The following is a 25,122-nucleotide window of genomic DNA, read 5'->3' as shown; positions in this document are numbered from 1 at the left end:
CCGGTGGCAGGGTGACCGCCATGGACGGTCGTGAGCTGGTGCGTGCGGTCATGGACATCGGTACGGCGGGCGGGCGGCGCGCCTGGCGCTCGGCCTGGCGTCATCGGCGGGCCGACGCGGAGGGGCTGGTGCGCCCCGGCGCGGAGCGGGCGCGGGTGCCGGGGGCGCTGACGGGGACGGAGCCCCGGCCGGGCGGGGGCGTGCTGCGGTTCGCCCGGTCGGAGCTGGTCGTACGGGTCGCCGTGGGCGGCGCGGTGTTCTGGGGCTGGGACGGGGCTTCGCCGGAGCCCTCGTACGCGGTGCCGGGCGGGGGGCCGGAGGCCGATCCGCGGGCGGTGTTGGAGCCGGACACCGGGGGCGGTTGGCGGGTGGTGTCGGAGCGGGTGACGGTGGCGGTGTCCCGGTACGGCGCGCTGGAGGTGCGTACCCCGGGCGGGGCGGTGTTGCGGCGGGAGTTGCCGCCGCGCTGGTGGGATCCGGTGGCGGGGGCCCCGCCGGGGGGTTCGCGCTGGTCGCAGCGCTCGGAGGTGCCGGCGGACGCGCGGTTCTTCGGCCTGGGCGGGCGGGCGTCGGGGCCCCGGCTGCCGGACGGGGAGTACCGGTTGTGGAACACGGATCCCAAGGGCGGCTTCGGGCCGGACACGGATCCGCTGTACATCACGATGCCGGTGCAGCTGGTGGTGGCCGACGCGGGGACCCACCTGGCCTTCTACGACAACACCTGGGACGGGCGGGTGGCCCTGCGGGAGGGCGAGGAGGGCGCCGGCTCGGGTGCGGACCGGCCCGGGACGAGTGAGCTGCGCGCGGAGGGCGGGCCGACGCGCTGCTGGGTGCTGGTGGGGACCCCGGCGCGGGTGCTCCAGGGGTGGTCGGGGCTGACGGGTGCGGCGGCGGTGCCGCCGGAGTGGGCCCTGGGCCACCAGCACGCGCGGTGGGGGTTCGGGAGCGCGCGGGAGGTACGGCGGGTGGTGGCCGGGTACGCGGAGCGGGGGCTCGCGCTGTCGGCGATACACCTGGACATCGACCACTACGACGGGCACCGGGTGTTCACGGTGGACCAGGAGGCGTTCGCGGACCTGCCCGGCCTGGCCGCGGAGTTGGGGGCGCGGGGGGTCCGGTTGGTGTCGATCGTGGACCCGGCGGTGAAGGCGGGGGACGCGGTGCACGCGTCCGGGCTTGAAGTCGGGGAGCGGGGGGCCTTCGTACGGGACGCGCGGGGCGGGGAGGTGCGGGGCGAGGTGTGGCCGGGCGAGTGCGCCTACCCGGACTTCACCGATCCGGCGGTGCGGGAGTGGTGGGGCGCTCTGTACGAGGAGCGGCTCGCGCGGGGCTTCGCCGGTTTCTGGCACGACATGAACGAGCCGGTGTCGTTCGCGCCGTTCGGGGACGCGACGTTGCCGCGGTCGGCGCGGCACGCGCTGGAGGGGCGGGGCGGGGACCACCGGGAGGCGCACAACGTGTACGCGCTCGGCATGGCGCGGGCGGGCTGGGAGGGCCTGGTGCGGCTGCGCCCGCAGGAGCGGCCGTTCCTCTTCTCCCGGTCGGGGTGGGCGGGGATGCAGAGGTACGGGGGCACGTGGTCGGGGGACGTGGAGTCGAGCTGGGACGGGCTGCGGGCCTCGCTGGCGCTGGTGTTGGGGCTGGGGCTGTGCGGGGTGCCGTACTCGGGTCCGGACGTGGGCGGGTTCGGGGGTTCGCCGTCGCCGGAGTTGTACCTGCGGTGGTTCCAGTTGGGGGCGTACCTGCCGTTGTTCCGGACGCACTCGGCGATCTGGGCGGGGCGGCGTGAGCCGTGGGAGTTCGGGCCGGAGGTGTTGGAGCGGGCCGGGGAGCTGCTGGCGGAACGGGAGCGGCTGCGGCCGTACTTCGTGACCCTGGCGCATCTGGCGCGGCGGACGGGGGCGCCGTACGTGCGGCCGCTGTGGTGGGGCGCGCCGGAGGACCGGGCGCTGCGGGACTGCGAGGACGCGTTCCTGCTGGGGGACGCGTTGCTGGTGGCTCCGGTGCTGGAGTGCGGGGCGGACCGGCGGGCGGTGCGGTTGCCGCGCGGGCGCTGGTACGACACGGCGACGGGGAAGGCGTACGAGGGGCCCGGGCAGGTGTTGTTCGAGGCGCCGCCGGGGCGGATGCCGGTGCTGGCGCGGGCCGGGTCGGTGGTGCCGGTGCGGCGCGGGGACGGTTCGGTGGGGCTGGAGGTGTGGGCCCCGGCGCGGGGGCGTACGGGTGGCGGGGTGGTGGTGCGGGATCCCGGGCCGGGTTTCGAGGCGGGTGCCGTGGAGCGGTACACCGTGCGGTGGGCCGGGGAGGCGGTGGTGGTGGAGGACGAGGCCGGGGCCGCGGTGCGGGACGTGGAGGTGCGGGGGCTCTGAGCCGCTGGGGGTAGGGGCGGGGGCGGGGCGGCGTGGGCTCGGGGTCGGAGGCTCGGGGCTCGGGGCTCGGGGCCGGAGGCGGGGGCGGGGGCGTGGCGACGTGGGCTCGCGGCTCGGGGCTCGGGGTCGGAGGCTCGGGGCTCGGGGCTGGGGGCTCGGGTGTGGGGGCGGGGGCGGGGGCTCGGGGCTGGAGGCTCGGGGTCTGGGGGGGGTGGAGCCCGGCTATAGCTTCGCGCAAGTGGGGGCGGGCAGGCTGGCGGTGGGGTGGCGCGGTGTGCGTCGCCGGCCGGTACGGGAGGGGTCGGGGATGGTGTGGGTGAGCCCGTCGGGGGCGCGTGCGGTGGGCACGGCCGGGCGGTGGCGGCGGCCGGGGCGGGATCTGGCGCCGGGGTCCGAGGTCGTGGGGGCGTGGCAGTTGCTCACGGTGTGGGCCCTGTTGACGGCGCTTCGGGTGGGCCCGATCGGCTCGCTGGTGGCGGTCGGGGCGGGCGCGGTGGCCTGCGTCGCGGTGGGTTTCCTGCACGGGCTGCTGCTCGTCAAGCCCCTTGCCGTGCTGGGCCGTTGGACGGCCCGGTGGAGCGCCTGGCCGGAGCCGGTCGCGGTGGGCGTTCCGCTGGCCGTGGTCTCGGTGGTCCCGGCGGTGTTGCTGCGGTGGTGGCTCGGGGAGCGGGCGGCGGCGGTGCCGGGCTTCGGCCTGGTGTGGGCGGCGTGCGTGGCCAGCGCGGTGCTGCCGCTGTTGGCCGGCGCCTACCTGCGGGCGCGGCCGGTCCCGGCGCGGGTGCTGTGGGTCCGGGGCGCGGTGGCGACGGGCGCGGCCCTCGCGGTGGCGGCACCGGCGGTCCTGGTGTGGGGTGTGGCGGTGTAGGCGGCGGCGTTGTCGGGGGGGCGGCGATGTAGGTGGCCCTCGCGGGGCGCTCGGCAGGGCACCCGCCCGAGGGTTCGCCCGTGCCGGCGCGCTATCGTGCCGCGGGATCGCCTGGTGGGCACGCGTACGAGGGGGGAGCGGCCGTGGCCGGACTCGATGCGGGGCGACTGGCGGCGCGGTGGTGGAAGTGGGCCCTGTCGGCCCCGAGCGGGCGCAGTCCGGTGGCGGACACCACGGGTGAGCACGCGCACTGGCGGCAGTCGCCCGACGTCTGGTTCCTCGCGGGGACCTACGGGGGCCGCGTGGTGCGGCGTTGCACGGTGCCGACCGGTCGGCCGCTGTTCTTCCCGGTCATCAACACGCAGCGCAGGGCGCTGCGTTCCTCCACCCAGCCGTGGCGGATCCCGACCGCGCGGGCCGAGGCCCAGCTGAACGGTGTCCCGTTGCCGCTCGAAGAGGCCGCTTCGCCACGTTTCTGGGTGAAGGGTCCCCGGGTCGCCTGGGGTTTGTGGACCACCCTCGACCCGCTCGCCCCGGGCGAGTACGTCCTGTCCGTCAAGGCCCGGGCGGGCGACTTCCGGGTGGACACGACCTACCACCTCGAAGCCGTCGCCCCGGACAGACTTTAGAAGCAGTCCCGGCCCGTACGTTCGAGCCGGATACAGTGCCCCGAAATCGGTGGGGGGATCACCTTGGAGCGACGGAAGTTGATCGGGGTCGGCATCGGGATCGGGGCCGGGCTGGCGGTGCTGCCCGTCTGGTGGGCCCTGAGCGAGGGGGCGGACGGGGCCAGGGGGGACTGGCACACCGACACAGCCCCGCTGGAGCAGGCGTTCGGGCCGCTGGGTCCACTCACCGGCGCCAAGTGGGTGAGCAGCCGGGACAACGACCGGGACCTGCCCTCTCCGGAGCTGGTGATCTCGGGCTTCGCCGAGTTGGCGCCGGGGAAGCTCGCCGAGCTGACGGCGGCCCACACCTTCGTCTCCGAGGGACCGGCCGACGACTTCTCCTCGTGGTTCGAGGAGCCGCTCAAGGGCGAGGGGCCGAAGGACCCGGAGTGGATCCGGTCGGACGCGCTCGACCGCGACGGCGACGGCCGCTCCACCCGCCTGTGGTTCGACCGTCGCAGCGGCACCGTCCGCTTCCGGGTACTCAACCCGTACGGCTAGGGGGTGTCTGTCGGGTCCTGCCCGGCGCGGGTCGCGAACCAGGTGGCGGCCGCGCGGGTGTGGAGGGGGAAGGCCAGCTCTGCCGGGGCGCGCAGGACGTGCCAGCCGGTGGTCTCGTCGGTGGCTACGGAGAGCGGGAGGTCGGCCAGCGGGCGCGGCGGGAGCAGGCCGAAGACCAGGAGGTGGCCGGCCGGGGAGGTGTGGACGTCGGCGAGGGAGACCTCGTGGGCGGGGGCCTCGATGCCGGTCTCCTCGCGGAGTTCGCGTACGACCGCCTCGCGCCAGTCCTCGCCGAAGTCCATGAACCCGCCGGGCAGGGCGATCCCGCCGAGGGCCGGTTCGATGGTCCGGGTGATGACGACCAGGCCGGTGTCCGGTCCGTCCTCGACGGGGACCAGGGCCACGGCGACCGGGAGCGGGTTGCGGTAGGTGACGGCTCCGCACGCGGCGCACCGGCGGGGCCAGTCGGCGCTGTCGAACGGGGCTCCGCAGGTGGAGCAGTGCGAGTCCTTCGGCTGTGCCTGCATGCGGCGATGGTATGCCAGGGGGCATGAGGATGGCTGTGGTCGTGGTGGTGCTGGCGGTCCTGGTGGCGCCCTCGGGCGCGGGGACGCGCGGCGCGGAGTTGGTGCTGTTGCGGGACGTGGATCCGAGCATCGGCGAGGACATCCGGTACGCGGGTCCGAGGAACTTCACGGGTGCTCCGGTGGACGGGTACCGGGAGCCGGTGTGCCTGTTGGCCCGGCCGGCGGCGCGGGCCCTGCGGCGGGCGCAGCGGGAGCTGGCGCGGGAGGGGTTCGGGCTGCTGGTGTACGACTGCTACCGGCCCCGGCGGGCGGTGGAGCGGTTCGTGCGGTGGGCCGGTGAGGCGGACGACCCGGTGGCGAAGGCCGCGTACTACCCGGAGGTGGCCAAGGAGCGGCTGGTTCCGGAGGGGTACATCGCGGCGGAGTCGGCGCACAGTCGCGGGAGCACCGTCGACGTGACCCTCGTACGGCTGCCGGCGCGGGGGGAGGTGGACATGGGGACGCCCTTCGACCTCTTCGACCCGCTCTCGCACACGGAGGATCCGCGGGTGACGGGGGCGGCGCGGGAGAACCGCCGGCTGCTCGGGCGGGTGTTGGGGGCGCAGGGTTTCGTGAACCTGCCCGAGGAGTGGTGGCACTTCACGCTGCGGCCGGAGGCCTTCCCCGACACCGTCTTCGACGTCCCGGTGGCTGTCGCGTCGGGGCGGCCGTGAGTAGCGTGCCCGTATGACCTTCGGATCGTACGAGGAATTCTGGCCCTACTACGTCGCCATGCACTCGCGGGCCGCCACCCGCTGGGTGCACCTCGCCGGGACGCTGACCGGACTGGCGCTGACCGGGTACGGGGTGGCGCGCGGGCGGTGGCGCTACCTGGCGGCGCTGCCGCTGATCGGCTACGGGACGGCCTGGCCCGCCCACTTCCTGATCGAGGGGAACAACCCGGCCACCTTCGGCAATCCGGCCTGGTCGCTGCGCGGAGACGCCCGGATGATCCGGATGATGCTGGCCGGGCGGGACGCCGAGCTGGACGAGATCGCGCGCAAGTGGCTCGCGGAGAACGCGTGACCCCGGGCGGGTGACCCCTGTCGACCGGGGGCCCGCCGTGACAGACTTCTGACGCTTCGTCAGAAACTGCTGTCCGGGAGGGGCCTTGGAACGCACACGCACACCCGTCGTCAGCGGGTGGTTCACCGATACGGGCGAGGAGGGCGGCTTCCGGCTGCTCGGCACCCGGTGTTCCGCCTGCGCCGCCGTGTTCTTCCCCCGGGAGGACGCCTACTGCCGCAACCCGCACTGCCCCGGCGGCGGCGAACTCGCGCAGGTTCCGCTGTCCCCGCGCGGCCGCCTCTGGTCCTACACCGACGGCCGCTACCGGCCGCCCGCACCCTACGTGTCCGACCCGGACGCGCCCTGGGAGCCGTACACGCTCCTCGCGGTGGAGCTGGAGGCAGAGGGGATCGTCGTGCTCGGGCAGGCGGAGCCCGGTGTGACCCCGGCCGACCTGGCCGTCGGCATGGAGGTCGAGGTGGTCGGCGGGGTGCTCCACGAGGACGCCGGGACCACCTGGACGACCTGGCGCTTCCGCCCGACGGGAGCGGCCGCGTGAGCGGGACCGGCGGCGACGTCGCCGTGCTCGGGGCCGGCATGCATCCGTGGGGGAAGTGGGGGCGCGGCTTCGTCGAGTACGGGCGCGCTGCCGCCCTGGCCGCGCTGGCCGACGCCGGCCTGGAGTGGACCGACGTCGGATCGGTGGTCGGGGCCGACACCGTGCGCTCGGGCTATCCGGGCTACGTCGCCGGAGCCACCTTCGCGCGGGCGCTGGGCTGGCAGGGCGCCCGGGTGACGAGCGTGTACGCCGCCTGCGCCTCCGGGGCCCAGGCCATCGGGACGGCGCGGGCCCAGATCCTGGCCGGGTTGGCGGACGTGGTGCTGGTGGTCGGCGCCGACGCCGCGCCCAAGGGGTTCTTCGCCCCGGCCGGGGGCGAGCGGCCGGACGATCCCGACTGGCTGCGCTTCCGGATCCTGGGCGCGACCAACCCGGCGTACTTCGCGCTGTACGCCCGGCGCCGGATGGCCCTGTACGGGGACACCGGCGAGGACTTCGCGCTGGTCAAGGTGAAGAACGCGGCGGCCGGCGTGCTCAACCCGAACGCCCGCTACCGCAAGGCGGTCACCGCCGAGGAGGTCGCCGCCTCGGCGGTGGTGGCCGACCCGCTGCGGCTGCTGGACATCTGCGCGACCTCCGACGGGGGCGCGGCGCTGGTGCTGAGCAGCATGGACTTCGCACGGGCGCGGGGGGTGACCGACCCGGTGCGGATCCGGGCGGTCTCGACGGTGACGCCCACGTATCCGCGTACCGTCCTGGACCTCCCCGACATCGCGACCGACTCGACGGTGGGCGCGGGCGCCGGGGGCGGGGCCGGGGACGGCGGGGGCTCGTTCCGGGCCTCGATCGCGCGGGCCGCGTACGAGGAGGCCGGGTTGGGGCCGCGGGACCTGTCGCTGGCCGAGGTGTACGACCTGTCCACCGCCCTGGAACTGGAGTGGTACGAGGACATCGGCCTGTGCGGGGAGGGCGAGGGCGCCAAGCTCGTGCGGGAGGGGGCGACCGCGCTCGGCGGGCGGGTGCCCGTCAATCCGAGCGGGGGGCTGGCCTCCTTCGGGGAGGCGGTGCCGGCGCAGGCCATCGCCCAGGTCTGCGAGCTGACCTGGCAGTTGCGCGGCACGGCCGGGGCCCGGCAAGTGCCCGGGGCACGGGCCGGGATCACCGCGAACCAGGGGCTGTTCGGGCACGGTTCGGCGGTGGTGGCGGTCCGCTGAGGCGCGGGCCCGTGGGGGCCGCGGCCGGCCGGGCACGTCGTGGACCGCGCGTGCCGTCCGGAGGCTTGACGGCCTCCGGCGGCGGGTTCACACTCGCTGCACGGTCCCGCTTCGGCGGACCTCCGGATCCCCCCATGAGAGCTGCGGCCCGTACCCCAGTCGGCGGGGGTACGGGCCGCCCTCCGTTTCCGGCGCGCCTCAGGTGCCCGTGCCGAGGGCCTGGCGGCGGGCGCGGGCCAGGGACATCGCGTGTTCCACGACCCCGACGAGGACGTCCTTGACCGATTCGCGGTCCCGGGCGTCGCAGAGCAGCACCGGGACCTCGGGGGCGAGGTCGAGGGCGTCCCGCACGGTCACCACGGGGTGGCGCGCGGCTCCGTCGAAGCAGTTGACGGCGACGACGAAGGGGATCCCGCGCCTCTCGAAGTAGTCGACGGCGGCGAAGCAGTCGGCGAGGCGGCGGGTGTCGGCCAGCACCACGGCGCCGAGCGAGCCCTGTGCCAACTCGTCCCAGAGGAACCAGAAGCGGTCCTGTCCGGGGGTGCCGAACAGGTACAGCACCAGGTCCTCGCGCAGGGTGATGCGACCGAAGTCCATCGCCACGGTGGTGGTGCTCTTCCCCTCCACTCCCCCGGTGTCGTCGATGCCGATGCCCGGCTCGGAGAGCCGTTCCTCGGTGCGCAGTGGGCGGATCTCGCTCACCGCTCCTACCAGGGTGGTCTTGCCCACCCCGAAGCCGCCCGCGACCAGGATCTTCAGGGTCAGCGGCTCGACCGGCGACACGGCATGCATCGCGCCGGTGCGGCTAGAGCGCCCGAAGGCCATCGATCACCTCACGCAGTATGGATTCGTCGGGTAGTTCGGCCGGTGGTACCGGCCTGGTCACGTGGACCAGTTCGTCGTGCACGAGGTCGCCGATGAGGACCCGGATCACGCCGATGGCGAGGTCCAGGTCCGCGGCGAGTTCCGCGACCGACTGGGGGCGTTCCCGGCAGAGCCCGAGGATGTGGGCGTGTTCCGGGGACAGGGTCAGGTCCCAGACCGGATCGTCGGCCGCCGACTCGGCGACGACGAGCGCGATCAGGTCGAGGCGGTGCTGCCCCGCATGGCTGGTGCGGCCCCTGGTCATGGCGTAGGGGCGCACGACGGGGCCCGCGTCGTCGTCGAACCAGGCCGCGTGGCCGTCGGCGCCGGTGCCGGGGGCCCAGGGAGTACCTGAGGTGCCGGGGGTGCCTGGGGTGTCGGCGGGGTGGTCCTGGCCTGGGTCGCTCATGCCGTCCGTCTCACCCTCCGGCTGGCAGTCCGGTGCGCGGGGCGGTCGCCAGGTGGTCGCCGACGCGCTTGACCATCAGCGTCATCTCGTACGCGACCTGGCCGACGTCGGACTCGGCGTCGGCCAGGACGGCGAGGCAGCTGCCGTCTCCGGCGGCCATGACGAACAGGAAGGCCTCGTCGAGCTCGACGAGGGTCTGGCGGACCCGACCGGACTCGAAGTGCCGGCCGACGCCCTTGGCCAGGCTGTGGAAGCCGGAGGCCACGGCGGCGAGGTGTTCGCTGTCCTCGCGGGTGAGGTCCTTGGAGCTGCCCGTCGGCAGGCCGTCGCCGGAGAGGACGACCGCCTTGCGGATGCTGCCCACCTTGTCGACGAGTTCGTCGAGGAGCCAGTTCAGCGTGCCGGAGCCGCGGCCCCTGGTGTCGTTCCCGGTCTGCGGTGCGGTCATCGACCGTCCCCTTCGTTCTCGTGCGCGGGACCGGTGGCGGCGGGGGTGCCCTCCCCGGTCTCGGACTGCTGCTGGGCGTACTGGTCGCGGCCCGCCGTCCAGCCGCGCTGGAGGGCGGACATCCGCGCGCGTACGTCCTCCGCGTCGCGGTCGGTCGCCGGGGCCGCGGCGGCTTCCGCCTCGGCGGGGGCCGGGGCGTTCTTCAGCTGGGGCGCGAGGTTGGCCTGGCGGACCCGGCGGGGCAGGCCGCCCGGTCCCGCGACGGGGCGCGGGGGTGCCTCGGGGGCACCGCGGCGCGACTCGGCCGGGGCCTGCGGGGCGACGGCGCGGGGTTCGACCCGGCGGCCGTGCTCGGCGACCAGGGTCGGGGTGGGGCGGCGGCGGGGCAGCGGGACGGTACCGCCGGGGCGCGGGCCGTCGGGGCGCACCGGGTCCGGGCGGGAGCGTTCCAGGCGGACCGGGCCGGTGGGGGCCTGCGGCTCGCGCTCGGCCTCGCGGCGGTCGCGGTCGCGGTCCCAGTGGCGCTCCGCGCTCCGGTCGCCGACCCGGTCGCCCTTCCAGGCGCCGTGCTCGGAGTGGCGGTCCCCGCGCGGGCGCTCGCTGTGGGGGCGCTCACTGTGCGGGCCGTCGCCCTGGGCCCGGCCGGCCGCCGTGCGCAGGCCGAGGAGGGCGGTGCGCGGGATGCCGCCGGGCGGGGTCTCGTCGTCGAGGGTGGCCATGGGCGGGCGGCCGCCGACGCCGGTGAGCCCGGCGATGCCCGGGGCCTGTGCCGGGTCGTCGAGGACCCCGGGGTCCGCGAGCGCCCCCACGGCGTCGACCCCGATGCCCCGCAGCGCGTCCGCGCCGTCGACCGCTCCGATGCCGCGCAGGGCGTCGGCGCCGTCGGGGCCGAGGTCGGCCAGGGGCGCCTCCAGCTCGACGGGGCCGTTGATCGCCCCGGCCGGCAGCGGGCGGGGCGGGGGGACCCGGTCCAGGGTGATGGGGGCGGGGCGTTCGGAACTCCTGGCGCCCGGGGCTGCCTTGACCGCCTTGGCGCCCTTGGCGTCCCGGCCGCCGGCGAGGCCCTTGACGCCGCCGAGGCGGATGCCCGTGCCGTTGGTGTCGGGGGCGTCGGTCAGGAGCGCCGAGGGCAGGAGGACCACCGCGGTGGTGCCTCCGTAGGGGCTGTGCTGGAGGACGACCTTGATGCCGTGGCGGCGGGCGAGGCGGCTGACCACGAACAGGCCGAGGCGGTCGGTGTCGGAGAGTTCGAACTCGGGGGTCTCGGCGAGGCGGAGGTTCGCGTCGAGCAGCGCCTCCGGGTTCATGCCGAGGCCCCGGTCGTGGATCTCCAGGGTGAACCCGTTCGAGACGCGTTCGCCGTGGACCTGGACGGCCGTGTGCGGGGGCGAGAAGACGGTGGCGTTCTCCAGGAGTTCGGCGACGAGGTGGGTGACGTCGGCGACGCCGGGTCCCTCGATGCCCAGGCGCGGCAGCCGGCGCACCTCGATGCGCTCGTAGTCCTCGACCTCGGCCACGGCGGCCCGTACGACGTCCATGAGCTGGACGGGCTTGCGCCACTGCCGTGAGGGCGCGGCGCCGGAGAGGATCACCAGGCCTTCGGCGTGCCGGCGCATGCGGGTGGTCATGTGGTCGAGGCGGAAGAGGTCGGCGAGCTCGTCGGTGTCCTCGGTGCGGCGTTCCATGGTGTCGAGGAGGGTGAGCTGGCGGTGGAGGAGCACCTGGTTGCGGCGGGCGAGGTTGACGAACACCTCGGAGACCCCGCGCCGCAGTTCGGCCTGCTTGACGGCGGCCTCGACGGCGGCGCGCTGGAGGGTGTTGAGGGCCTGACCGACCTGGCCGACCTCGTCCTTCTCGTACTCCAGGCGGGGCGCCTCGGTCTCCACGTCGATGATTTCGCCCGCCGCGAGGCGGCGCATGACGCCCGGCAGCCGGACGCCCGAGGCCTCGTGGGCCTCCTTGCGGAGCCGGGAGAGGTCGCGGATGAGGTCGCGGCCGATGCGTACGGAGAGGATCAGCGAGACGGCGAGGGCGAAGAAGCCGAGCACTCCGGCGACGGCGGCCTGGACGAGGACGCCCATGGCGACGGGGTGGACGCGCTTTTGGTAGCGGTCTCCGGACGCGGTTCCCATGGTCTCGACGTCACCGAGGACCTTGGCCGCGGCCTCGTCCCACTGGGCGGCGGTGACGCGCGGGGACTTGCTCGCCCCTCCGACGATGAACCGTTCCTCCGCGTCGCGCAGCGCCTTGGTCTCCGGGCCCTTCCAGTACTGCTCGAAGAGGGCGCGTTCGTCGGCCGGCAGGACCGCGAGGTTGAAGTCGTAGAGCAGGCTCCGGCTGGTGACGAGGTCGGAGACGCGCCGGACGTCGGTGGCGGAGACGTTTCGGGCGGCGAGGGCGGAGGCGATGACCGCGTCCTCGCGGGAGAGGGACTCGCGGGCCCGGGTGACGCCGATGAGGGCGCGGCCCTGCTTGTCCATCTCCACGTCCTCCAGGGCGTGGAGGTTCATCAGGAACTCGTAGCAGGGGTCGACGAGTCGGCTGTAGAGCTCCAGGGCCTGGCTCGGGTCGAGGGTGTCGCGGTCCACCGAGACCCGCAGGGTGGAGATGCCGCGGAAGGCCTCGTGGATCGAGTTCAGGCGCTCGCGGGCCGAGGGGCTCAGCTCGTCGACGACCTCGGGGTCGGCGGCGGCCCGGCTGATGCTCGTGACCTGCACGTCCGTGGCGGCACGCGCCTTGGTCAGCTCGGCGTTGGCCGCGGAGGAGCGGGGGTCGCCGAGGACCACGAGGGTCTGGCGGCGCTCCTTCTGGATCACGCGGACGACGTCCTCGATCGGGTAGCCGACCTTGTCGATCACATAGGCGACGTCGAGCAGTTGGACCGCCTCGCGGCCGGTGATGACGGTCGCGAAGCCCCAGAGGGCGGTGAGGGAGACGAGCGGCACCAAGAGCAACGCCACGATCTTCCGGCGGATGGACTTCCCGCGAAAGCGCATGGCCTCCCCAGCCTCCCCGAGCTCAACCCCGTTGCCGGAGGTCGGTGTTCCGTCATTTAAACGGCGTGAGCCTACTACTGCCGCGCGGCACCTTCGAAGGGGTGTCCGGACGTTTTCGGCCTGACCCCTCGACGAAGATCACCAGTTGTCCGATACCTCCGGTCAAGTCCGGCCCGATATGTGGCACATGACACTCGGTGGGGTGTCGGTTCCGATGTTCGGATGGATGGCTGGAATTCTTCCTTCCGCCACAGTGCGGGCGCGGCGGAGGCGTCCGCGATGCGGGAATCTCCCGGCGCCGCCATACGTCTGACAAGGAGAGGGGGCGCACGCGGGGAGTGCGGAGTGACGGGGTACGTGCGGCGGAGCGACGAGCGGGCATGACGGACCGCTCGGAGGGAAATGAGCGGACCATGAGGATGTACGAGGACGACGGCTCGGAGGCCGAGGCGCCGGGGCGGGGCCTGTGGGTGGAGGAGACGGCGCGCCGGCGCCGGATGCCGGACCCGGTGCGGTCGTCGGCGGTCCGGGCGGTGCTGGTCGTCGCCGTGACGCTGACGGAGGCGACGATCACCTTCTTCCTCACGCTGACCGGCTCCTGGCTGGCCCTCCCCCTGGCGATCCTCGGCGTGGCGGGGACCGTGGTGGCCACCTGGGCCGTGCTGGACGTGTGGATCACCCGTCAGACCTGGCTCCAGCGGGGCGGGGTCGTCTCGGAGCCGAGCAGCGCCGCGTCCCCCGCCCGAGGTTGGGGCGAGGGCCGGCCCCCGACGGCCGTACCGCGCGCGCGGTAGGGCCGAGGGGGGGCCGTGGTGGGATCGGCGGCGCGGGGGCGCGTCAGGAAGTGGCGGTGGAGCGCCGGAACATGCGGGTGGCCGTGATCTCGCCGTGGATGGTCTCCTCGTCCGGGGACTGCTGGGGCAGGCCCGGACGCAGGTGTTCCTCGACGCTGATGTACTTCAGCCCCGCCCGCAGGTCGGCGTCGTTGCGCAGCCGGATGACCAGCGGGAACTCGGCCAGGGCCGTGGTGTCGAAGAGGCCCGTGGTGTAGAGGAGCTGGACGCCGAGGGCGTCGGAAACGGCCCGCTGGAGCTCCAGCAGGTAGGTGGCGTTGGCGCGGCCGATGGGGTTGTCGAGGAAGAGCGTGCCCGCGTGGCGGTGCTTGTCCCGACCCCGGTCGTTGCTGCGCAGCGCCGCCATCGTGCAGTACAGCGCGATGGCCGCGGTGAGTAGTTGTCCGCCGGAGAACACGTCACCCATCTGCCCGACCGGGACCCGCTCGGCGCGCAGCACCGCGTCCGGCTTGAGGATCTCCACGGAGATGCCCTTGGGTTCGAGGGCCGCCTGGACGCCCCGCAGGAGCAGGGACATGCCGTCGCGGCGACCGCCCTCGCCGAAGGAGGCGGCGCTGTTCTTCTTCACGGCCGCGCGGGTGGCCTCGTCGATGACCTCGCCGAGGCGCTCCGTGAGGGTGGCCTGGTCGGGTTCCTCGAAGCGGATCCGCAGGAACTCCTGGCCGGACCACTCCCCCAGACCCTCCGGGAGCTGCGAGAGGCGCTGGGCGGAGCGCAGGGTGGCGAGCGCCGACTCCACGAGGCCGCGCAGCCGGTCGACGATGCTGTCGCGGTTGCGTTCCAGCTGGGCCAGCTCGTCGGTGAGGACGCGCAGCCGGGGCGCGAAGGCCACCGCCCAGGCGGCCGCGTGCTCGGGGAGTGCGGAGGCGGGGAGTTCGCGGATCTGCTGGCGGGCGGGGGTGCGTACCTGCTCGTAGCGGTTGGCGTTGGCGTGCCGGACCAGGATGTCGCTCGTCTCGCGCAGCGCGGTTTCGGCGGCGGAGAGTTCGGCGGCGCAGGAGCGCAGGGAGCGGCGGGACTCGGCGGCCGACCGGCGGGCCTCCTCCAGGCTTCCCCGGTGGGGCACGGGCTGCTGTTCGTCGTCCGGGTGGGCGTGGTCGCGCAGCAGGTCCCGCAGCAGGGCGGCGGTCTCATCGAAGCCGGCGGCCCCGTCCTCGGCGGCGCGGTGGGCGCGCAGCAGGTCGGCGTGGGCGGAGCGGGCGGACTCCACGGCGGCGGAGTGCGCGGCGAGCTGGGCGGCGGCGGTGCGCAGGAAGCCCTGGGCCTGCTCGACGTCGGTCGGGACGAGTTCCTCGGGCAGTTCGGTGTGCGCCCCGCCCTCGCCGGGGGCGTGGCGTTCGGCCTCGCCGCGCAGCCGGCCGAGCTGCTCGCTCGCGGTGGAGGCGCGGGTCTCCAGCATCTGTACGAGGGCCTCGGCGCGGGCGGCCGCGGCCTGCCGGGAGGGGCCGTCCGCTCCGTCGGTGCCTTCGAGGAGTTGGGCCGCCCGGGTGCGGACCTTGTTGGTGAGCCGGTCGAGTTCGGCGAGGGCGGCGCTCTCGTCGCTCTCGGCGCGGGCCTGTTCGGCGCGCAGGTCGGCGCCGACACCGACCTTCTCGTAGAGCCGGGAGGCGGCGCGGTAGGCCTCGCGGAGGTCGGGCAGCGGAGCCTTGGGGGCGCCGTCCCGTTCGGGCAGGGGTTCGGGGGCGCCGGCGATCTCGGCGCGTTCGGCGCGCAGGGCGCGGGCGGTGCGGTGGGCGTCGTCGGCCGCGCGCTGGGCGGCGCGGCGGTCCTCGTCGGCGGCGCGGGCGCGGTCCAGGCAGGCCTCGGCGCGGGCCTCGGATTCAGCGGCCTCCTCCACGAGTTCGCGCACCTTCGCCTGCCAGCCGGCGCGCTCGCGCAGGCGGTGGGCGAGGCCGGCGAGGGCGTCGGCGACCCTGCGGGCGCGCTGGGCGGTGTCCTGGCGCTCATCGCGGACCCGGGCCGCGTCGGTGGCGGCCTCGTCCGCCTCGGAGCGGACGGTACGGGTCTGGGTCAGCTCGCCCTCGGCCTCCTCGGCGAAGGTGCGGGCGGCCTCGGCGTGCCGGGCCAGTTCGGTGAGGCGGCCGGGCGGGCAGCCGGTGCGCCAGGAGGCGAGGCGGGCGCCGAGTTCACGGTCGCCGGAGAGCCGGCCGGCCAGTTCGCGGATCTCGGTGTCGCGGGCGGTGGCGCGGGCGCGCAGGGTCTGGCGCTCCTCGTCGGCGGCCTGTTCGTCGTGCATGGCCGGGTTCGGCGAGACGATGAAGATGCCGGCGACGGCCGGGTCGGCGCGGTCCATCGGCGGTACGGGGGCCAGCAGGGCGGCGGCGGTGCCGACGGCGACGGTGGAGCGGGGCAGCAGCGCGGCGGCGGAGAGCACCTCGCGGGCCCGTCCGTGGGTGGCGGGGTCGGTGATGACGACGCCGTCGACGAGTTCGGGGCGGGCCGCGAGGACGGCGGCGTGGTCGGCGGGGTCCACGGACTGGGCGAGGTAGCGCCAGCCGGGCAGGGCCGGGATGCCGTGCTCGCCGAGGTACTCGACGGTGGCGAGGACGTCGGGGCCGGGCGGGAGGAGTCCGCCGTCGCCGAGGGCGCCGAGGATGCGGGCGTCGTCCGCGGCGGCGGTGCGCAGCTCGAAGAGCTGGCGTTCGGCGGTGGTGACGGCGTCGGCGAGCAGGGGCCGCAGTTCCTCGGCGCCCCGGTCGAGGTCCTCGGGGGTCAGGCCGCCGCCGTCCGGGGCGGCGGGCAGCCCCAGGAGGTCGGCCAGGCGCGGGGAGGCGGCGAGGGAAGCGGCGGCGCGGTGCTCGGCGTCGTGGGCGGCCTCGGCGGCCCCGGCCGCGTCGGAGGCGCGGGCGGCGGTCAGCTCGGCGCGGGACTCGGCGGCGGCGGCCTCGCGGGCGGTCTCGGAGGCCTTGCGGGCGGCCTCGCGGGACTCGTCCCAGGCGGCCACGGCGGTCTTCTCGGCGTCGCTGGCGGCGAGGGCGGCGCGGGCCGGGTCGGCGTCCGGTTCGGTGTCGTCGAGCCAGCCGGCCCGTACCGCCTCGGCGGTCTCCTGTTGGACCTCGGCGAGACGGGCGCGCAGGTGCTCGGTCTCGCTGCGGGCGCGCTGGGCGGCGGTGGCGGCGGCGGTCGCGTCGCGGTGGGCGCTCTCGCCGACGGACTGGAGCTCGGCGGACCGCGCCTCTTCCTCGTCGGCGGCCCGCTCGCCCTGTTCGGCGGCGGTGTGCAGGGCCCGTACGAGGTCGGCGGCGGCCGTGGCCCGGGCGGCGAGCGCGGGCGCGGCGTCCCGTTCGGCCTCCAGGATCGCGACGGCGACGCGGGAGGAGGCGTCGGCGGCGGCGCGGTGGCGCAGCACGGTCTCGGCGGCCTGCCAGGCGGAGTGCAGCGTGCGGGCTTCGAGGAGCTCGCGGCGCTGGGCGGCGGCGGCCTTGTCGGCGACGGTCAGGGCCAGCGAGGCGTGCCGGTAGGCGAGTTCGGCGGAGACGGCGGCGCTGCGGGTGCGCTGCGCCTCCGCGGCGGAGACCTCGTGGGCGGCGCCGGTGACCCGTTGGGCGAGGTCGGCGGCGAGGCCGCGTTCCTCGCCGGCGCGGGCGGAGAGCCGGCGGGCGAGTCCGCGGGTGCGGCGCTCGGAGCCCGCGTGGACGTCGCGGAGCCGGGAGCGGGTCTCGGCGGCTTCGACGATCCGGTTGAGGAGGTCCACGGACCCGGCGGTGAACTCGCGTTCGGCCATCAGCTCGGCGCGCCGGCCGAGCTTGTTGCCGAAGCCGTGGACGAGGTCGGCGAGTCCGTCGGTGTCACGGGTGTCGGTGACGGCGCGCAGCAGGAGGTCGGTGAAGTCGGAGTCCTTCTTCACCGCGAAGAGGCCGGCGGCTTCGCCCTCGTCGGCGTTCATCTCGCGCTGGTAGCGGAACAGTTCGGGGTCGAGGCCGACCTCGGTGAGGTGTTCGTTCCAGCGGTCGTGGATCTCCTCGAAGTACACCTCCAGGTGCGGGTACGCCTTGCCGGCCTCGGTGAGGGCGTCGCGGAAGCCCTTCATGGTGCGGCGGCGGCCCCGGGCTCCGGAGACGCCCTCGACGGGCGGCCGGACGGAGGTGGCCTCGGCGACGGGGAGGTTGTCGAGGCTGAGGCCCGGGCCGGGGCGGAAGGAGTACCAGGCCTCGGCGAACTTGCGGGGGTCGTTGGAGACCTGGCGCCCGCGCCATTCGCTGACCTTGCCGACGACCACGCACTCGCCGGTCTGGGTGTGCTGCCACTCCAGGGCGACGTGGCCGCAGTCGTCGGCGAGCAGGAACTTGCGGAGCACGCCGGAGCTGGCGCCGCCCAGGGTGTTGCGGTGGCCGGGGAGCATCACCGAGAAGATCAGCTTGAGGAGGACGGACTTGCCGCCGCCGTTCTCCAGGAACAGCACGCCGGCGGGCGCGGGGCGCCTGGGCGGGCCGGTGGGCTCGTCTTCGAAGAACTCCGCCTGGGCGGGCGCCGGGTGGGGCACCGGCCGGCCGACTCCGCGCAGGTCGAGCACGGTGTCGGCGTAGCGCGCGCCGGCGGGCCCGATGGAGTAGAGGCGGATCCGGGACAGCTCGTACATGGCGGCGGACTCTCGTGCTCTGTCGTGGGGGGCGTACGGGGAACGGGGCGGGAGGGGCTCGGCGGCGGGGGTTCGGCGTGGCGGGTGGGGCGGGTGGGGCGGGCTCAGGTGTGGAAGGGGAGCCCGGCGTCGGCGGCCAGGTCCAGGTCGTCGCCCTCGGGCGGCGGGAGCAGGGTGGCGGAGCCGTCGCTGACGGGGACCACGCCGAGGTCGAGGAGTTCGGCCATGGCCGCGCTGCCCGCCATGTCCCGGACCTGGAGCTGGTAGCGGGGGGTGGTGCGGTAGGTGCCGCCCGCGTCGTCGCCGGTGCGCTGGAGGAATCCGGACTCGGTGAGGAAGGCGGCGGCCTTGCCGACGATGCCGGTGGTGGAACCGGCCAGGCGGCGGGCGTCCTTGGTGGCGCCGGTCGCGTTGCGCCGTGCGTAGACCCGCCAGGCGGCTTCGAGACCGGGGGCGTCGGAGGCGGGGTCGGTGTTCTCGCCGAGTTCCTCGGCGCCCTCCTCCAGGCGGCGGCAGGTCTGCCGGACGAAGGCGTCGACGCCGTTGACGGTGACCCGGCCGATGTACCCGTCGTCGGCGAGGTCCTCGGGGCGCGGGAAGGCCAGGGCGGCGACGGCCAGGTGGGCGAGGCCGTGCAGGAAGCGGTCCCCGCCGTCGGCGGCGGTGCGGCGGGCGTAGTCGCCCATGCGGACGGCGAAGACGGAGTCCTCGTCGGCGGCCACCGCCATGCCGGCCCGCGTGGAGACCTCCAGCACGACCAGGCCGAGCCCGGTGGCGATGGCGTCGGCGAGCCGACCGAAGGCGGGCTCCTCCCGGTAGCGGCGCAGCAGTTCGGCGTACTCGGCGTCGCGGGCGGGCAGCAGCTTGGGTTGGAGCCCGAAGGAGACGAGCCGCGCCGCGTCGGCGGCGTCGGCGGGGGTGACGCCCCCGGCGGGGACGGCCTTGAGGGGGGCCGGCTGCGCGTCGGGCTCGCTCCACGCGGGGTGCTCGGCGTGGTGGTCGCTCACGGGTACGTCTCCTCGGCGGTGCGGTGGTGGTTCGGTGCGGTGCGCCCGGCGGGCCGGGGGCACCGTCGCGGTCGGCGGGGCCGGGCCGGGGTCATGCCGCCTCCGACCGGTCCGCCGCCATGCCGGCGGCGTCCAACAGGGCGGTGCCCACGATCAGGTCGGCGCCCCCGAACTCGGGGTCGTCCAGCTCGGTTCCGTCGTCCACCGCGAACACCAGCCGCTCCTCGCCCTGGCGGTACGCCGTGCCCACCGCCGGGCTCGCCGCGTGGACGGCCAGCAGTGCCACCAGGTAGGGCAGGTCGGGGTCGCTGCGGCGGGCCTCGGCCAGCAGGCCCGACAGGCGGCGCGGGGCGTCGTGCGGAAGGTCCAGGAGCCGGGTGGCGGCGGCGAGCTGCTCCTCGCTGAAGCGGCTGTCGTCCGGGGTCGCGATCAGGTCGGGCTCGGGCATCTCCACGCCCAGGTGCTCGCGCTCCACCGGCGGGGTCAGCAGGATCTCCACCAGGTCGGCCACCCGCACCGAGACGGGGGTGCGCAGACCGGTGCCCGCCGCGAAGAAGGCGTCGGTGACCCGGGTCGCCCGCGCCACGGGCAACGGCAGCAGCGGGGCGACGAGTTGGCCGTACAGGTCGATGCCGGAGCGCGGGGCGGGCGCGGCGAAGGCCTGGCGGTCCTGTTCGGCGCGGAAGAGCGGGCCGGCGTCCAGCAGGCGGGACTGGAGCTGGGTGTGGCGGCGGATGCAGTCCTTGACGATGTCGACGAGCTCGGCGGCGCGCCGCTTGTTGCCCGGGTCCTCGGCCTCGTCGCGCGCCTTGCGGATGTTGGTGAGGATCGCGTTCTCGTGCCGGTAGCGGTCGGCGACGTGGTCCAGCGCCTCGGCGATCATGTCCGGGACGGTCTGGAGCCAGTCGACGGCGCGCACGTTGCGCCGGGTCGCGTCGAGGGTGCGGCGCAGGGTCTCGGCGTACTGGACGGTGCGGTAGCGGGCCTGCTCGGCGGCGAGCTGCGCGTCCGCGAGGCGGCCCCGGCTGATGAGCACGTCCAGCTTCACCTCGGCGGCGATCTGCGCGCTCGTCACGTCCGTGTCGAGGGCGCCGACGAGGACGTTGACGGCCTCGTCGGTGGTGCGCAGGCACACCGCGCCGCCGTAGCCGGGCACTTCCTCGATGAGCTTGAAGTCGTAGTCCCGGCGGACGTACACCCCGTCGGGGCCGAAGGTGCCGTAGACGGCGCGGAACCCGCGGTCCACGCTGCCGACGTTGATCAGGTTCTCCAGGACCCAGCGCGCGACCCGCTCGTGCTCGGCGGCCGGCCGGCCGGGGGCCTGGGCGGCCACGCGCGGCGCCAGGCGGGCCACCATCTGCTCGTGGTCGGCGCCCGTGTCGAAGTCCATGCTCAGCGTGACCAGGTCGATCGCGGACAGCGCCACCTCCGCCATCGCGTAGACCCCGTACTCGCCGGCCAGATTGGCCTTGCGTACGTCGAGGTCGTGCAGCGGGGCGGTGCAGGCGAGGGCGCGCAGCCGCCGGGCCAGGCCCTCGTCGGCGGCCGGGCCCGGAGCCGGGGACGGAAGGGTCTTCGCCGGGGCGGGGAGAGTCACGACGGAAAGACTAGGCGGTGACACGGACAACATCCCAAACGGCATGGTTCGGCCGGATCGTCCCCGGCGCGCGGGGGCGTACGGGGAGCGGCGTACGGGCGCGTGCGGAGAGGGACTTGCGGGTGCGCCCGGGGAGGGGCTCGCGGGTGCGTCCGGGGAGCGGGCCGAGGGTGCGTGCGGGGAGCGGCTCCCGCCTGCGTCCGGGGAGGGGCGCGTGCGCCGCGCCCCGACCGCCTCTACGCTCGCCGCATGGCTTCCATGATCACACCCCCGGCGGGCCCGATCGACCTCAACGCCGACCTCGGCGAGGGCTTCGGGCGGTGGACGCTCACCGACGACGAGGCGCTGCTGACGGTGGTCACCAGCGCCAACGTGGCCTGCGGCTTCCACGCGGGCGACCCCTCGATCATGCGCCGGGTCTGCGAACTGGCCGCCGAGCGGGACGTACGGATCGGCGCCCAGGTCTCCTACCGCGACCTGGCCGGCTTCGGACGGCGCGCGATGGACGTGCCCCCCGGCGAACTGGCCGACGAGGTGGCCTACCAGATCGGCGCGCTGGAGGTGTTCGCACGGGCCGCCGGCTCCCGGGTGTCCTACGTGAAACCGCACGGCGCGCTCTACAACCGGACGGTCCACGACGCGGATCAGGCGGGCGCGGTCGTCGCCGGAGTGCGCCTCGCCGCCGGCGCGGCGGGCCTGCCGGTGCTCGGCCTGCCCGGATCGCTGTTGCTCGCGGCGGCCTCGGACGCCGGGCTGGAGCCCGTCCCGGAGGCCTTCGCCGATCGCGCGTACACCCCCCGGGGCACGCTCGTGCCGCGCGGGGAGCCGGGGGCGGTGCTCCACGACCCGGACGCGGTGGTCGCCCGGGCCGTGGCCATGGCGGCCGAGGGCGTGGTCGACGCCGCCGACGGAACCCGGATCGCGGTACGGGCCCGCTCCCTGTGCCTGCACGGCGACACCCCGGGCGCGGCGGAGCTGGCCCGCCGGGTGCGCGGGGCCCTCGACGGCGCCGGGGTGCGGGTGGAGGCCTTCGCGTGAGGGGCCTGGTGGTGGGCCGGGACGCGCTCCTGATCGAGGTGGACTCCGCCGCCGAGGTGGCCGCGCTCCACGCCGAACTGCTGCGCCGCCGGGACGCGGGCGAGCTGACGGGCGTACGGGAACTCGTGCCTGCCGCCCGGACCGTCCTGCTCGACGGCGTACGGGACCCGGCCGCGCTGGCGGCCCGCGTCGCACACTGGGAGGTTCCTCCACTGGCCCCGACCGAGGGGCCCCTCGTCACCGTTCCGGTCCGCTACGACGGCCCGGACCTCGCGGAGGTCGCGGCCGCCTGGGGCGTCGCCGGGGCGGAAGTGGCCGCGCTGATCGGGGGCATCGACTTCCGGGTGGCGTTCTGCGGGTTCGCCCCCGGCTTCGGCTACCTCACCGGGCTGCCGGAGCGGCTGCGCCTCCCCCGCCGGGCGACGCCCCGTACGGCGGTCCCGGCGGGCTCGCTCGCGCTCGCCGGGGAGTACGCCGGGGTCTACCCCCGCTCCTCCCCCGGCGGCTGGCAGCTGATCGGGTCCACCGACGCCGTCCTGTGGGACCCGGACCGCGAGCCCGCCGCCCTCTTCGCACCCGGGGTACGGGTCCGGTTCGAGGCGGTGGAGGCGTGAGCGGCCTGCTCGTGGTGCGCCCGGGGACGCTGACCACCCTCCAGGACCTGGGCCGGCCCGGGTACGCGCACCTGGGCGTACCCCGCTCGGGGGCCCTGGACACCGCCGCGCACACCCTGGCCAACCGGCTGCTGGGCAACCCGGCCGACGCCGCCACCCTGGAGACCACCCTCGACGGGGTCCGGCTGCGCGCCCTGGCCCCGCTGACGGTGGCGGTCACGGGTGCGCCCTGCGCGGTACGGGTCGACGGGCGCCCTGCGGCCTGGGGGGCACCGGTCCGGCTGCGGGCGGGGGCGGAGCTGGACGTGGGCCGGGCGGAGTCCGGGCTGCGCTGCCACGTCGCGGTGCGGGGCGGGTTCGCCGCCCGGCCGGTGCTGGGCAGCCGCGCGACGGACCTCCTGTCGGGACTCGGGCCGCCGGTCCTCGTCCGGGGGGCGGTGCTCGCGGTGGGCGAGCCGGGCCCGGATCCGGCGGCGGGGGCGGACACCTCGCGGCTGCCGGGGCCGCCGACCGAGCTGGTGCTCCCGCTCCGCCTGGGGCCGAGGGCCGACTGGTTCACGGGGGCTTCGCTGACCCGGCTGCTCTCCTCGCGGTACCGGGTGGCGGCGGCCTCCAACCGCATCGGCCTGCGCACCGAGGCGGGCCCGCCCCTGGCCCGCTCCCGGGCCGGGGAACTGCCGAGCGAGGGCATGGTCCTGGGCGCGGTGCAGGTCCCCCCGGACGGCCTGCCGGTGCTGTTCCTGGCGGACCACCCCGTGACGGGCGGCTACCCCGTGGTCGGCGTGGTCCCGTCGGGCCCCGCCCTGGACGCGGCGGCCCAGGCAAGACCGGGGACGGGCGTCAGGTTCGTGACGGCGGGGGCGGGCGCGTAGGGGGGCGGGGGCTTCTGAGAACCCCACCGGGGACCGTGCGGAACGGCCTCTCGGAACGTTTGGGGGTTTCCCGCCAGTCCACTGTCCTTCCGTGTCGGTCCGGTCCCTCAAGGGCGCTCACTGCGTTCGCGTCGCTACGCGATGGAGCTGCGCTCCACCCTTGACCGACCGGCCCGTCACGGAATGCCAAAGACTGTCGGGAAGCCCCCAAAAGAACGGGCTGGTCTGAAGTGACGAGGAGCGGCCCCGTCATAGGCGATGGGACGGCCGCTTAGGCGAGCACGCATGGCATCCGGGTCCCTCACAGCCCCTTTCAGGACGGTGGAGACGACCCACGCACCAGGCAGCCACTCACTCCCGGTCGGCGTGAGAAGCGGTTTCCCTACCGGGCATGAGCATCCAATTTCTGCCGGTCAGGCATGGCAATTTACGCGTTGGGATGCTGCGGCAGGGCGAGCCAGTCCGACCAGGAGATCTCACGGCCGAGGAAGCGCGGCTGCTCGAACGGCCAGTCGGCGGCGATCCACTGCGGAACCAGCGCGTCGAGGGCCTGCTCGACCTTGCTGCCCACCAGCTCGTCCACCACCCACCAGGAGATCTCGCCGTCCGCGCCGGCCTTCTCCGGCGGGTCGATGTAGACACAGCCGAGCAGAACCGTCTCCGCCGCGTCGAACAGCGCGTAGTTGAAGGACTGGTGCGCGGCGATCTCCTTCTCGTGCCGCAAAAGGTCGGCTTGGTCGGCCTCGTAGGTCATGGTGTCCGCGGGCCAGCCCCAGGCCGGGCCGAAGATGGTCCACAACCGCTCGCGCGAACCCATCACAGCCGGATAGTCGAGCGGGGTGTCCCCCTCCCGGATCGGCCGCAGGTGATGACCACCGCCCGGCAGCGGTACCAGCACGGGGTGGACGAAGTCATCGGGAAGCCAGCTCATGGTGCCCGACCGTAGCAGCGCGCGGCCGTCCACTCCCCTTGGTTTTCCGCGCATACCGCCGGGCTCTGCACTCATGCCGGGCAGGGCCCGCGATCACCCGAGCGAGGCTCCGTTCGATCGACAGGCTCCATGATCGGTATGGCAACGGCTTCTGGCGTCTGCGACCCGGATGGCCAGACTCGTCGAGAGGTTGATGTGGCCGTCGGACCGTCACGTAGCGCTTGGCGGCCGGGCTTGGGCGACGAGAGAGGTGACGATGAGGTGATGGAAGGGCTCTATGAGCCGGAAGTAGACACGGCCAAGGGGGCGGTTGAAGCGAACGACCGTGGTGCAGACGCCTTCCAGGCCTGCTCCGTCGCTCTTGGGTCGAACGGCGAACGAGGCGCGGAAGTCGAGGTGTTTGTCGTCGTCCCCACAGAGGACCTCGTCGTCACCGACTTCGAGGACCTTGAAGGGCCCCTTCCTCACGCCCGGCTCGATGCGGGTGTCCCGCACCTGCTGTCGCTCCTGCACCCGGAGGCCGAAGGGGGCTACCAACTTGTCGCGTACGGCCACCAGTCGGCCCGTCCACCGTGGTCTACCGTCGAAGAGCAGTCGGGCGAAGGTCTTGGCGTCCGTGCCGTCGGGAAGGTCGACCGCCACGGCATCGACGTGGTCGTAGGACCCGAGGCTCGCGCCTGCCGCCTCCACCACGGGTACGACGTTCCTGCGCACCGTCTTGGCCATCTCGCCACCCCCTGCCGCCCGTTACCCCCATTAGCTCACACGGGGATCAGGCTCGATACGTGGGGCCGGCAGACGGGCCGCAGCCGCCAAGCCGAGAGCAAGTGCGCAGCGATCCGGTGCGCCCCCGGTCCCCTCCCACTGTCCTGATCAACCGCAGGTGTGGAGAAGTCCGAGCCGAGTCCTGAAAGGTTCTGCGAGGGACCCGAATGCCCGGCAGGCTCGCCGAAGCGCCCGCCCCTCTGCTCATGACGGGGCCGCTCCTCCCTCGTTCAGGCCAGCCCGTTCTTTTGGGGGCTTCCCGACAGTCTTTGGCATTCCGGGACGGGCCGGTCGGTCAAGGGTTGAGCGCAGCGAAATCGCGTAGCGACGCGACGAAGGAGCGCCCTTGAGGGACCGGACCGGCACGGAAGGACAGTGGACTGGCGGGAAACCCCCAA

The 25,122-nt window shown here is 75.0% G+C and carries 22 protein-coding genes; 12 read left to right on the top strand and 10 right to left on the bottom strand.

Annotated elements, in window-relative coordinates:
- Positions 1 to 20 precede the first annotated feature (20 nt).
- The 4 genes from ACIOD1_RS31245 to ACIOD1_RS31230 all read left to right on the top strand — a co-directional run bounded on the left by ACIOD1_RS31245 (position 21) and on the right by ACIOD1_RS31230 (position 4,403).
- On the top strand, positions 21 to 2,369 hold the full coding sequence (locus ACIOD1_RS31245; RefSeq protein ID WP_401906095.1) for a glycoside hydrolase family 31 protein: 2,349 nt from the start codon (positions 21 to 23) through the stop codon (positions 2,367 to 2,369).
- Positions 2,370 to 2,676: 307 nt separating this feature from the next.
- Entirely contained in the window at positions 2,677 to 3,234 is a 558-nt protein-coding gene (locus tag ACIOD1_RS31240; RefSeq protein WP_365627689.1) for a hypothetical protein, read from the top strand.
- A gap of 143 nt (positions 3,235 to 3,377) precedes the next feature.
- Positions 3,378 to 3,863 carry a hypothetical protein gene (locus ACIOD1_RS31235; RefSeq protein ID WP_365627692.1) on the top strand — a complete coding sequence of 162 codons (486 nt, stop codon included), beginning with the start codon at positions 3,378 to 3,380 and terminating at the stop codon, positions 3,861 to 3,863.
- 63 nt (positions 3,864 to 3,926) lie between these two features.
- Positions 3,927 to 4,403 carry a hypothetical protein gene (locus tag ACIOD1_RS31230; protein ID WP_365627695.1) on the top strand — a complete coding sequence of 159 codons (477 nt, stop codon included), beginning with the start codon at positions 3,927 to 3,929 and terminating at the stop codon, positions 4,401 to 4,403.
- On the opposite strand, the gene ACIOD1_RS31225 is transcribed toward ACIOD1_RS31230, so the two are convergent.
- The gene (locus ACIOD1_RS31225) at positions 4,400 to 4,930 is read right to left on the bottom strand and encodes an NUDIX domain-containing protein (protein WP_401906093.1); all 531 of its coding nucleotides are present in this window, start codon (positions 4,928 to 4,930) and stop codon (positions 4,400 to 4,402) included. The genes ACIOD1_RS31230 and ACIOD1_RS31225 overlap by 4 nt on opposite strands.
- Before the next feature lie 23 nt (positions 4,931 to 4,953).
- Between ACIOD1_RS31225 and ACIOD1_RS31220 the strand changes: the two genes are divergently transcribed.
- The 4 genes from ACIOD1_RS31220 to ACIOD1_RS31205 all read left to right on the top strand — a co-directional run bounded on the left by ACIOD1_RS31220 (position 4,954) and on the right by ACIOD1_RS31205 (position 7,750).
- Entirely contained in the window at positions 4,954 to 5,643 is a 690-nt protein-coding gene (locus tag ACIOD1_RS31220; protein ID WP_365627701.1) for a M15 family metallopeptidase, read from the top strand.
- A 13-nt stretch (positions 5,644 to 5,656) separates the two neighbouring features.
- Positions 5,657 to 5,995 (top strand): DUF962 domain-containing protein, encoded by a 339-nt coding sequence (locus tag ACIOD1_RS31215; RefSeq protein ID WP_365627704.1) that lies wholly within the window; start codon positions 5,657 to 5,659, stop codon positions 5,993 to 5,995.
- Positions 5,996 to 6,080: 85 nt separating this feature from the next.
- Positions 6,081 to 6,536: a Zn-ribbon domain-containing OB-fold protein gene (locus ACIOD1_RS31210; RefSeq protein ID WP_401906091.1), complete on the top strand. Its 456-nt coding sequence runs from the start codon at positions 6,081 to 6,083 to the stop codon at positions 6,534 to 6,536.
- Positions 6,533 to 7,750: a lipid-transfer protein gene (locus tag ACIOD1_RS31205; RefSeq protein ID WP_401906089.1), complete on the top strand. Its 1,218-nt coding sequence runs from the start codon at positions 6,533 to 6,535 to the stop codon at positions 7,748 to 7,750. The genes ACIOD1_RS31210 and ACIOD1_RS31205 overlap by 4 nt, the downstream gene beginning before the upstream one ends.
- A gap of 198 nt (positions 7,751 to 7,948) precedes the next feature.
- Here ACIOD1_RS31205 and ACIOD1_RS31200 read toward each other — a convergent pair whose 3' ends face one another.
- From ACIOD1_RS31200 to ACIOD1_RS31185, 4 genes are read right to left on the bottom strand one after another with little or no spacing between them, the layout of a single operon-like run.
- Positions 7,949 to 8,575, bottom strand: coding sequence for an ATP/GTP-binding protein (locus tag ACIOD1_RS31200; protein WP_365627712.1), 627 nt, complete (start codon positions 8,573 to 8,575; stop codon positions 7,949 to 7,951).
- Complete coding sequence (locus ACIOD1_RS31195) at positions 8,556 to 9,023, bottom strand: DUF742 domain-containing protein (protein ID WP_401906086.1); 468 nt, start codon at positions 9,021 to 9,023, stop codon at positions 8,556 to 8,558. Before ACIOD1_RS31195 ends, ACIOD1_RS31200 begins: the two co-directional genes overlap by 20 nt.
- 10 nt (positions 9,024 to 9,033) lie before the next feature.
- Entirely contained in the window at positions 9,034 to 9,471 is a 438-nt protein-coding gene (locus tag ACIOD1_RS31190) for a roadblock/LC7 domain-containing protein (RefSeq protein WP_365627718.1), read from the bottom strand.
- Positions 9,468 to 12,467: a nitrate- and nitrite sensing domain-containing protein gene (locus ACIOD1_RS31185; RefSeq protein ID WP_365627721.1), complete on the bottom strand. Its 3,000-nt coding sequence runs from the start codon at positions 12,465 to 12,467 to the stop codon at positions 9,468 to 9,470. Before ACIOD1_RS31185 ends, ACIOD1_RS31190 begins: the two co-directional genes overlap by 4 nt.
- A gap of 413 nt (positions 12,468 to 12,880) precedes the next feature.
- Here ACIOD1_RS31185 and ACIOD1_RS31180 point away from each other — a divergent pair, with 413 nt between their 5' ends.
- The gene (locus ACIOD1_RS31180) at positions 12,881 to 13,261 is read left to right on the top strand and encodes a hypothetical protein (protein WP_365627724.1); all 381 of its coding nucleotides are present in this window, start codon (positions 12,881 to 12,883) and stop codon (positions 13,259 to 13,261) included.
- A 43-nt stretch (positions 13,262 to 13,304) separates the two neighbouring features.
- Here the strand turns inward: ACIOD1_RS31180 and ACIOD1_RS31175 are convergent, their stop codons facing one another.
- The 3 genes from ACIOD1_RS31175 to ACIOD1_RS31165 form a co-directional block, all read right to left on the bottom strand.
- On the bottom strand, positions 13,305 to 17,900 hold the full coding sequence (locus ACIOD1_RS31175) for a hypothetical protein (RefSeq protein ID WP_365627727.1): 4,596 nt from the start codon (positions 17,898 to 17,900) through the stop codon (positions 13,305 to 13,307).
- Positions 17,901 to 18,004: 104 nt separating this feature from the next.
- The gene (locus ACIOD1_RS31170) at positions 18,005 to 18,907 is read right to left on the bottom strand and encodes a hypothetical protein (RefSeq protein WP_365627730.1); all 903 of its coding nucleotides are present in this window, start codon (positions 18,905 to 18,907) and stop codon (positions 18,005 to 18,007) included.
- A gap of 91 nt (positions 18,908 to 18,998) precedes the next feature.
- On the bottom strand, positions 18,999 to 20,549 hold the full coding sequence (locus ACIOD1_RS31165) for a hypothetical protein (protein ID WP_365627733.1): 1,551 nt from the start codon (positions 20,547 to 20,549) through the stop codon (positions 18,999 to 19,001).
- A 213-nt stretch (positions 20,550 to 20,762) separates the two neighbouring features.
- On the opposite strand from ACIOD1_RS31165, the gene ACIOD1_RS31160 reads away from it, so the two are divergent.
- The 3 genes from ACIOD1_RS31160 to ACIOD1_RS31150 are packed head-to-tail and all read left to right on the top strand — an operon-like array spanning position 20,763 to position 23,028.
- Positions 20,763 to 21,542, top strand: coding sequence for a LamB/YcsF family protein (locus ACIOD1_RS31160; RefSeq protein ID WP_401906105.1), 780 nt, complete (start codon positions 20,763 to 20,765; stop codon positions 21,540 to 21,542).
- Entirely contained in the window at positions 21,539 to 22,156 is a 618-nt protein-coding gene (locus ACIOD1_RS31155) for an allophanate hydrolase subunit 1 (RefSeq protein WP_365627739.1), read from the top strand. The genes ACIOD1_RS31160 and ACIOD1_RS31155 overlap by 4 nt, the downstream gene beginning before the upstream one ends.
- On the top strand, positions 22,153 to 23,028 hold the full coding sequence (locus tag ACIOD1_RS31150; RefSeq protein ID WP_401906082.1) for a biotin-dependent carboxyltransferase family protein: 876 nt from the start codon (positions 22,153 to 22,155) through the stop codon (positions 23,026 to 23,028). Before ACIOD1_RS31155 ends, ACIOD1_RS31150 begins: the two co-directional genes overlap by 4 nt.
- A 427-nt stretch (positions 23,029 to 23,455) precedes the next feature.
- On the opposite strand, the gene ACIOD1_RS31145 is transcribed toward ACIOD1_RS31150, so the two are convergent.
- Both ACIOD1_RS31145 and ACIOD1_RS31140 read right to left on the bottom strand, forming a co-directional pair.
- A complete protein-coding gene (locus ACIOD1_RS31145) occupies positions 23,456 to 23,959 on the bottom strand; it encodes an N-acetyltransferase (protein ID WP_365627745.1) in 504 nt (167 codons plus the stop codon).
- A gap of 210 nt (positions 23,960 to 24,169) precedes the next feature.
- Positions 24,170 to 24,685 (bottom strand): DUF2867 domain-containing protein, encoded by a 516-nt coding sequence (locus ACIOD1_RS31140; RefSeq protein ID WP_365627748.1) that lies wholly within the window; start codon positions 24,683 to 24,685, stop codon positions 24,170 to 24,172.
- Positions 24,686 to 25,122: the final 437 nt, after the last annotated feature.

The organism is Streptomyces sp. NPDC088097 (assembly GCF_044741845.1).
Classification (GTDB): domain Bacteria; phylum Actinomycetota; class Actinomycetes; order Streptomycetales; family Streptomycetaceae; genus Streptomyces.
Note: the sequence above shows the minus strand (reverse complement) of the source record. Positions and strands in the feature narration are given on the sequence as shown.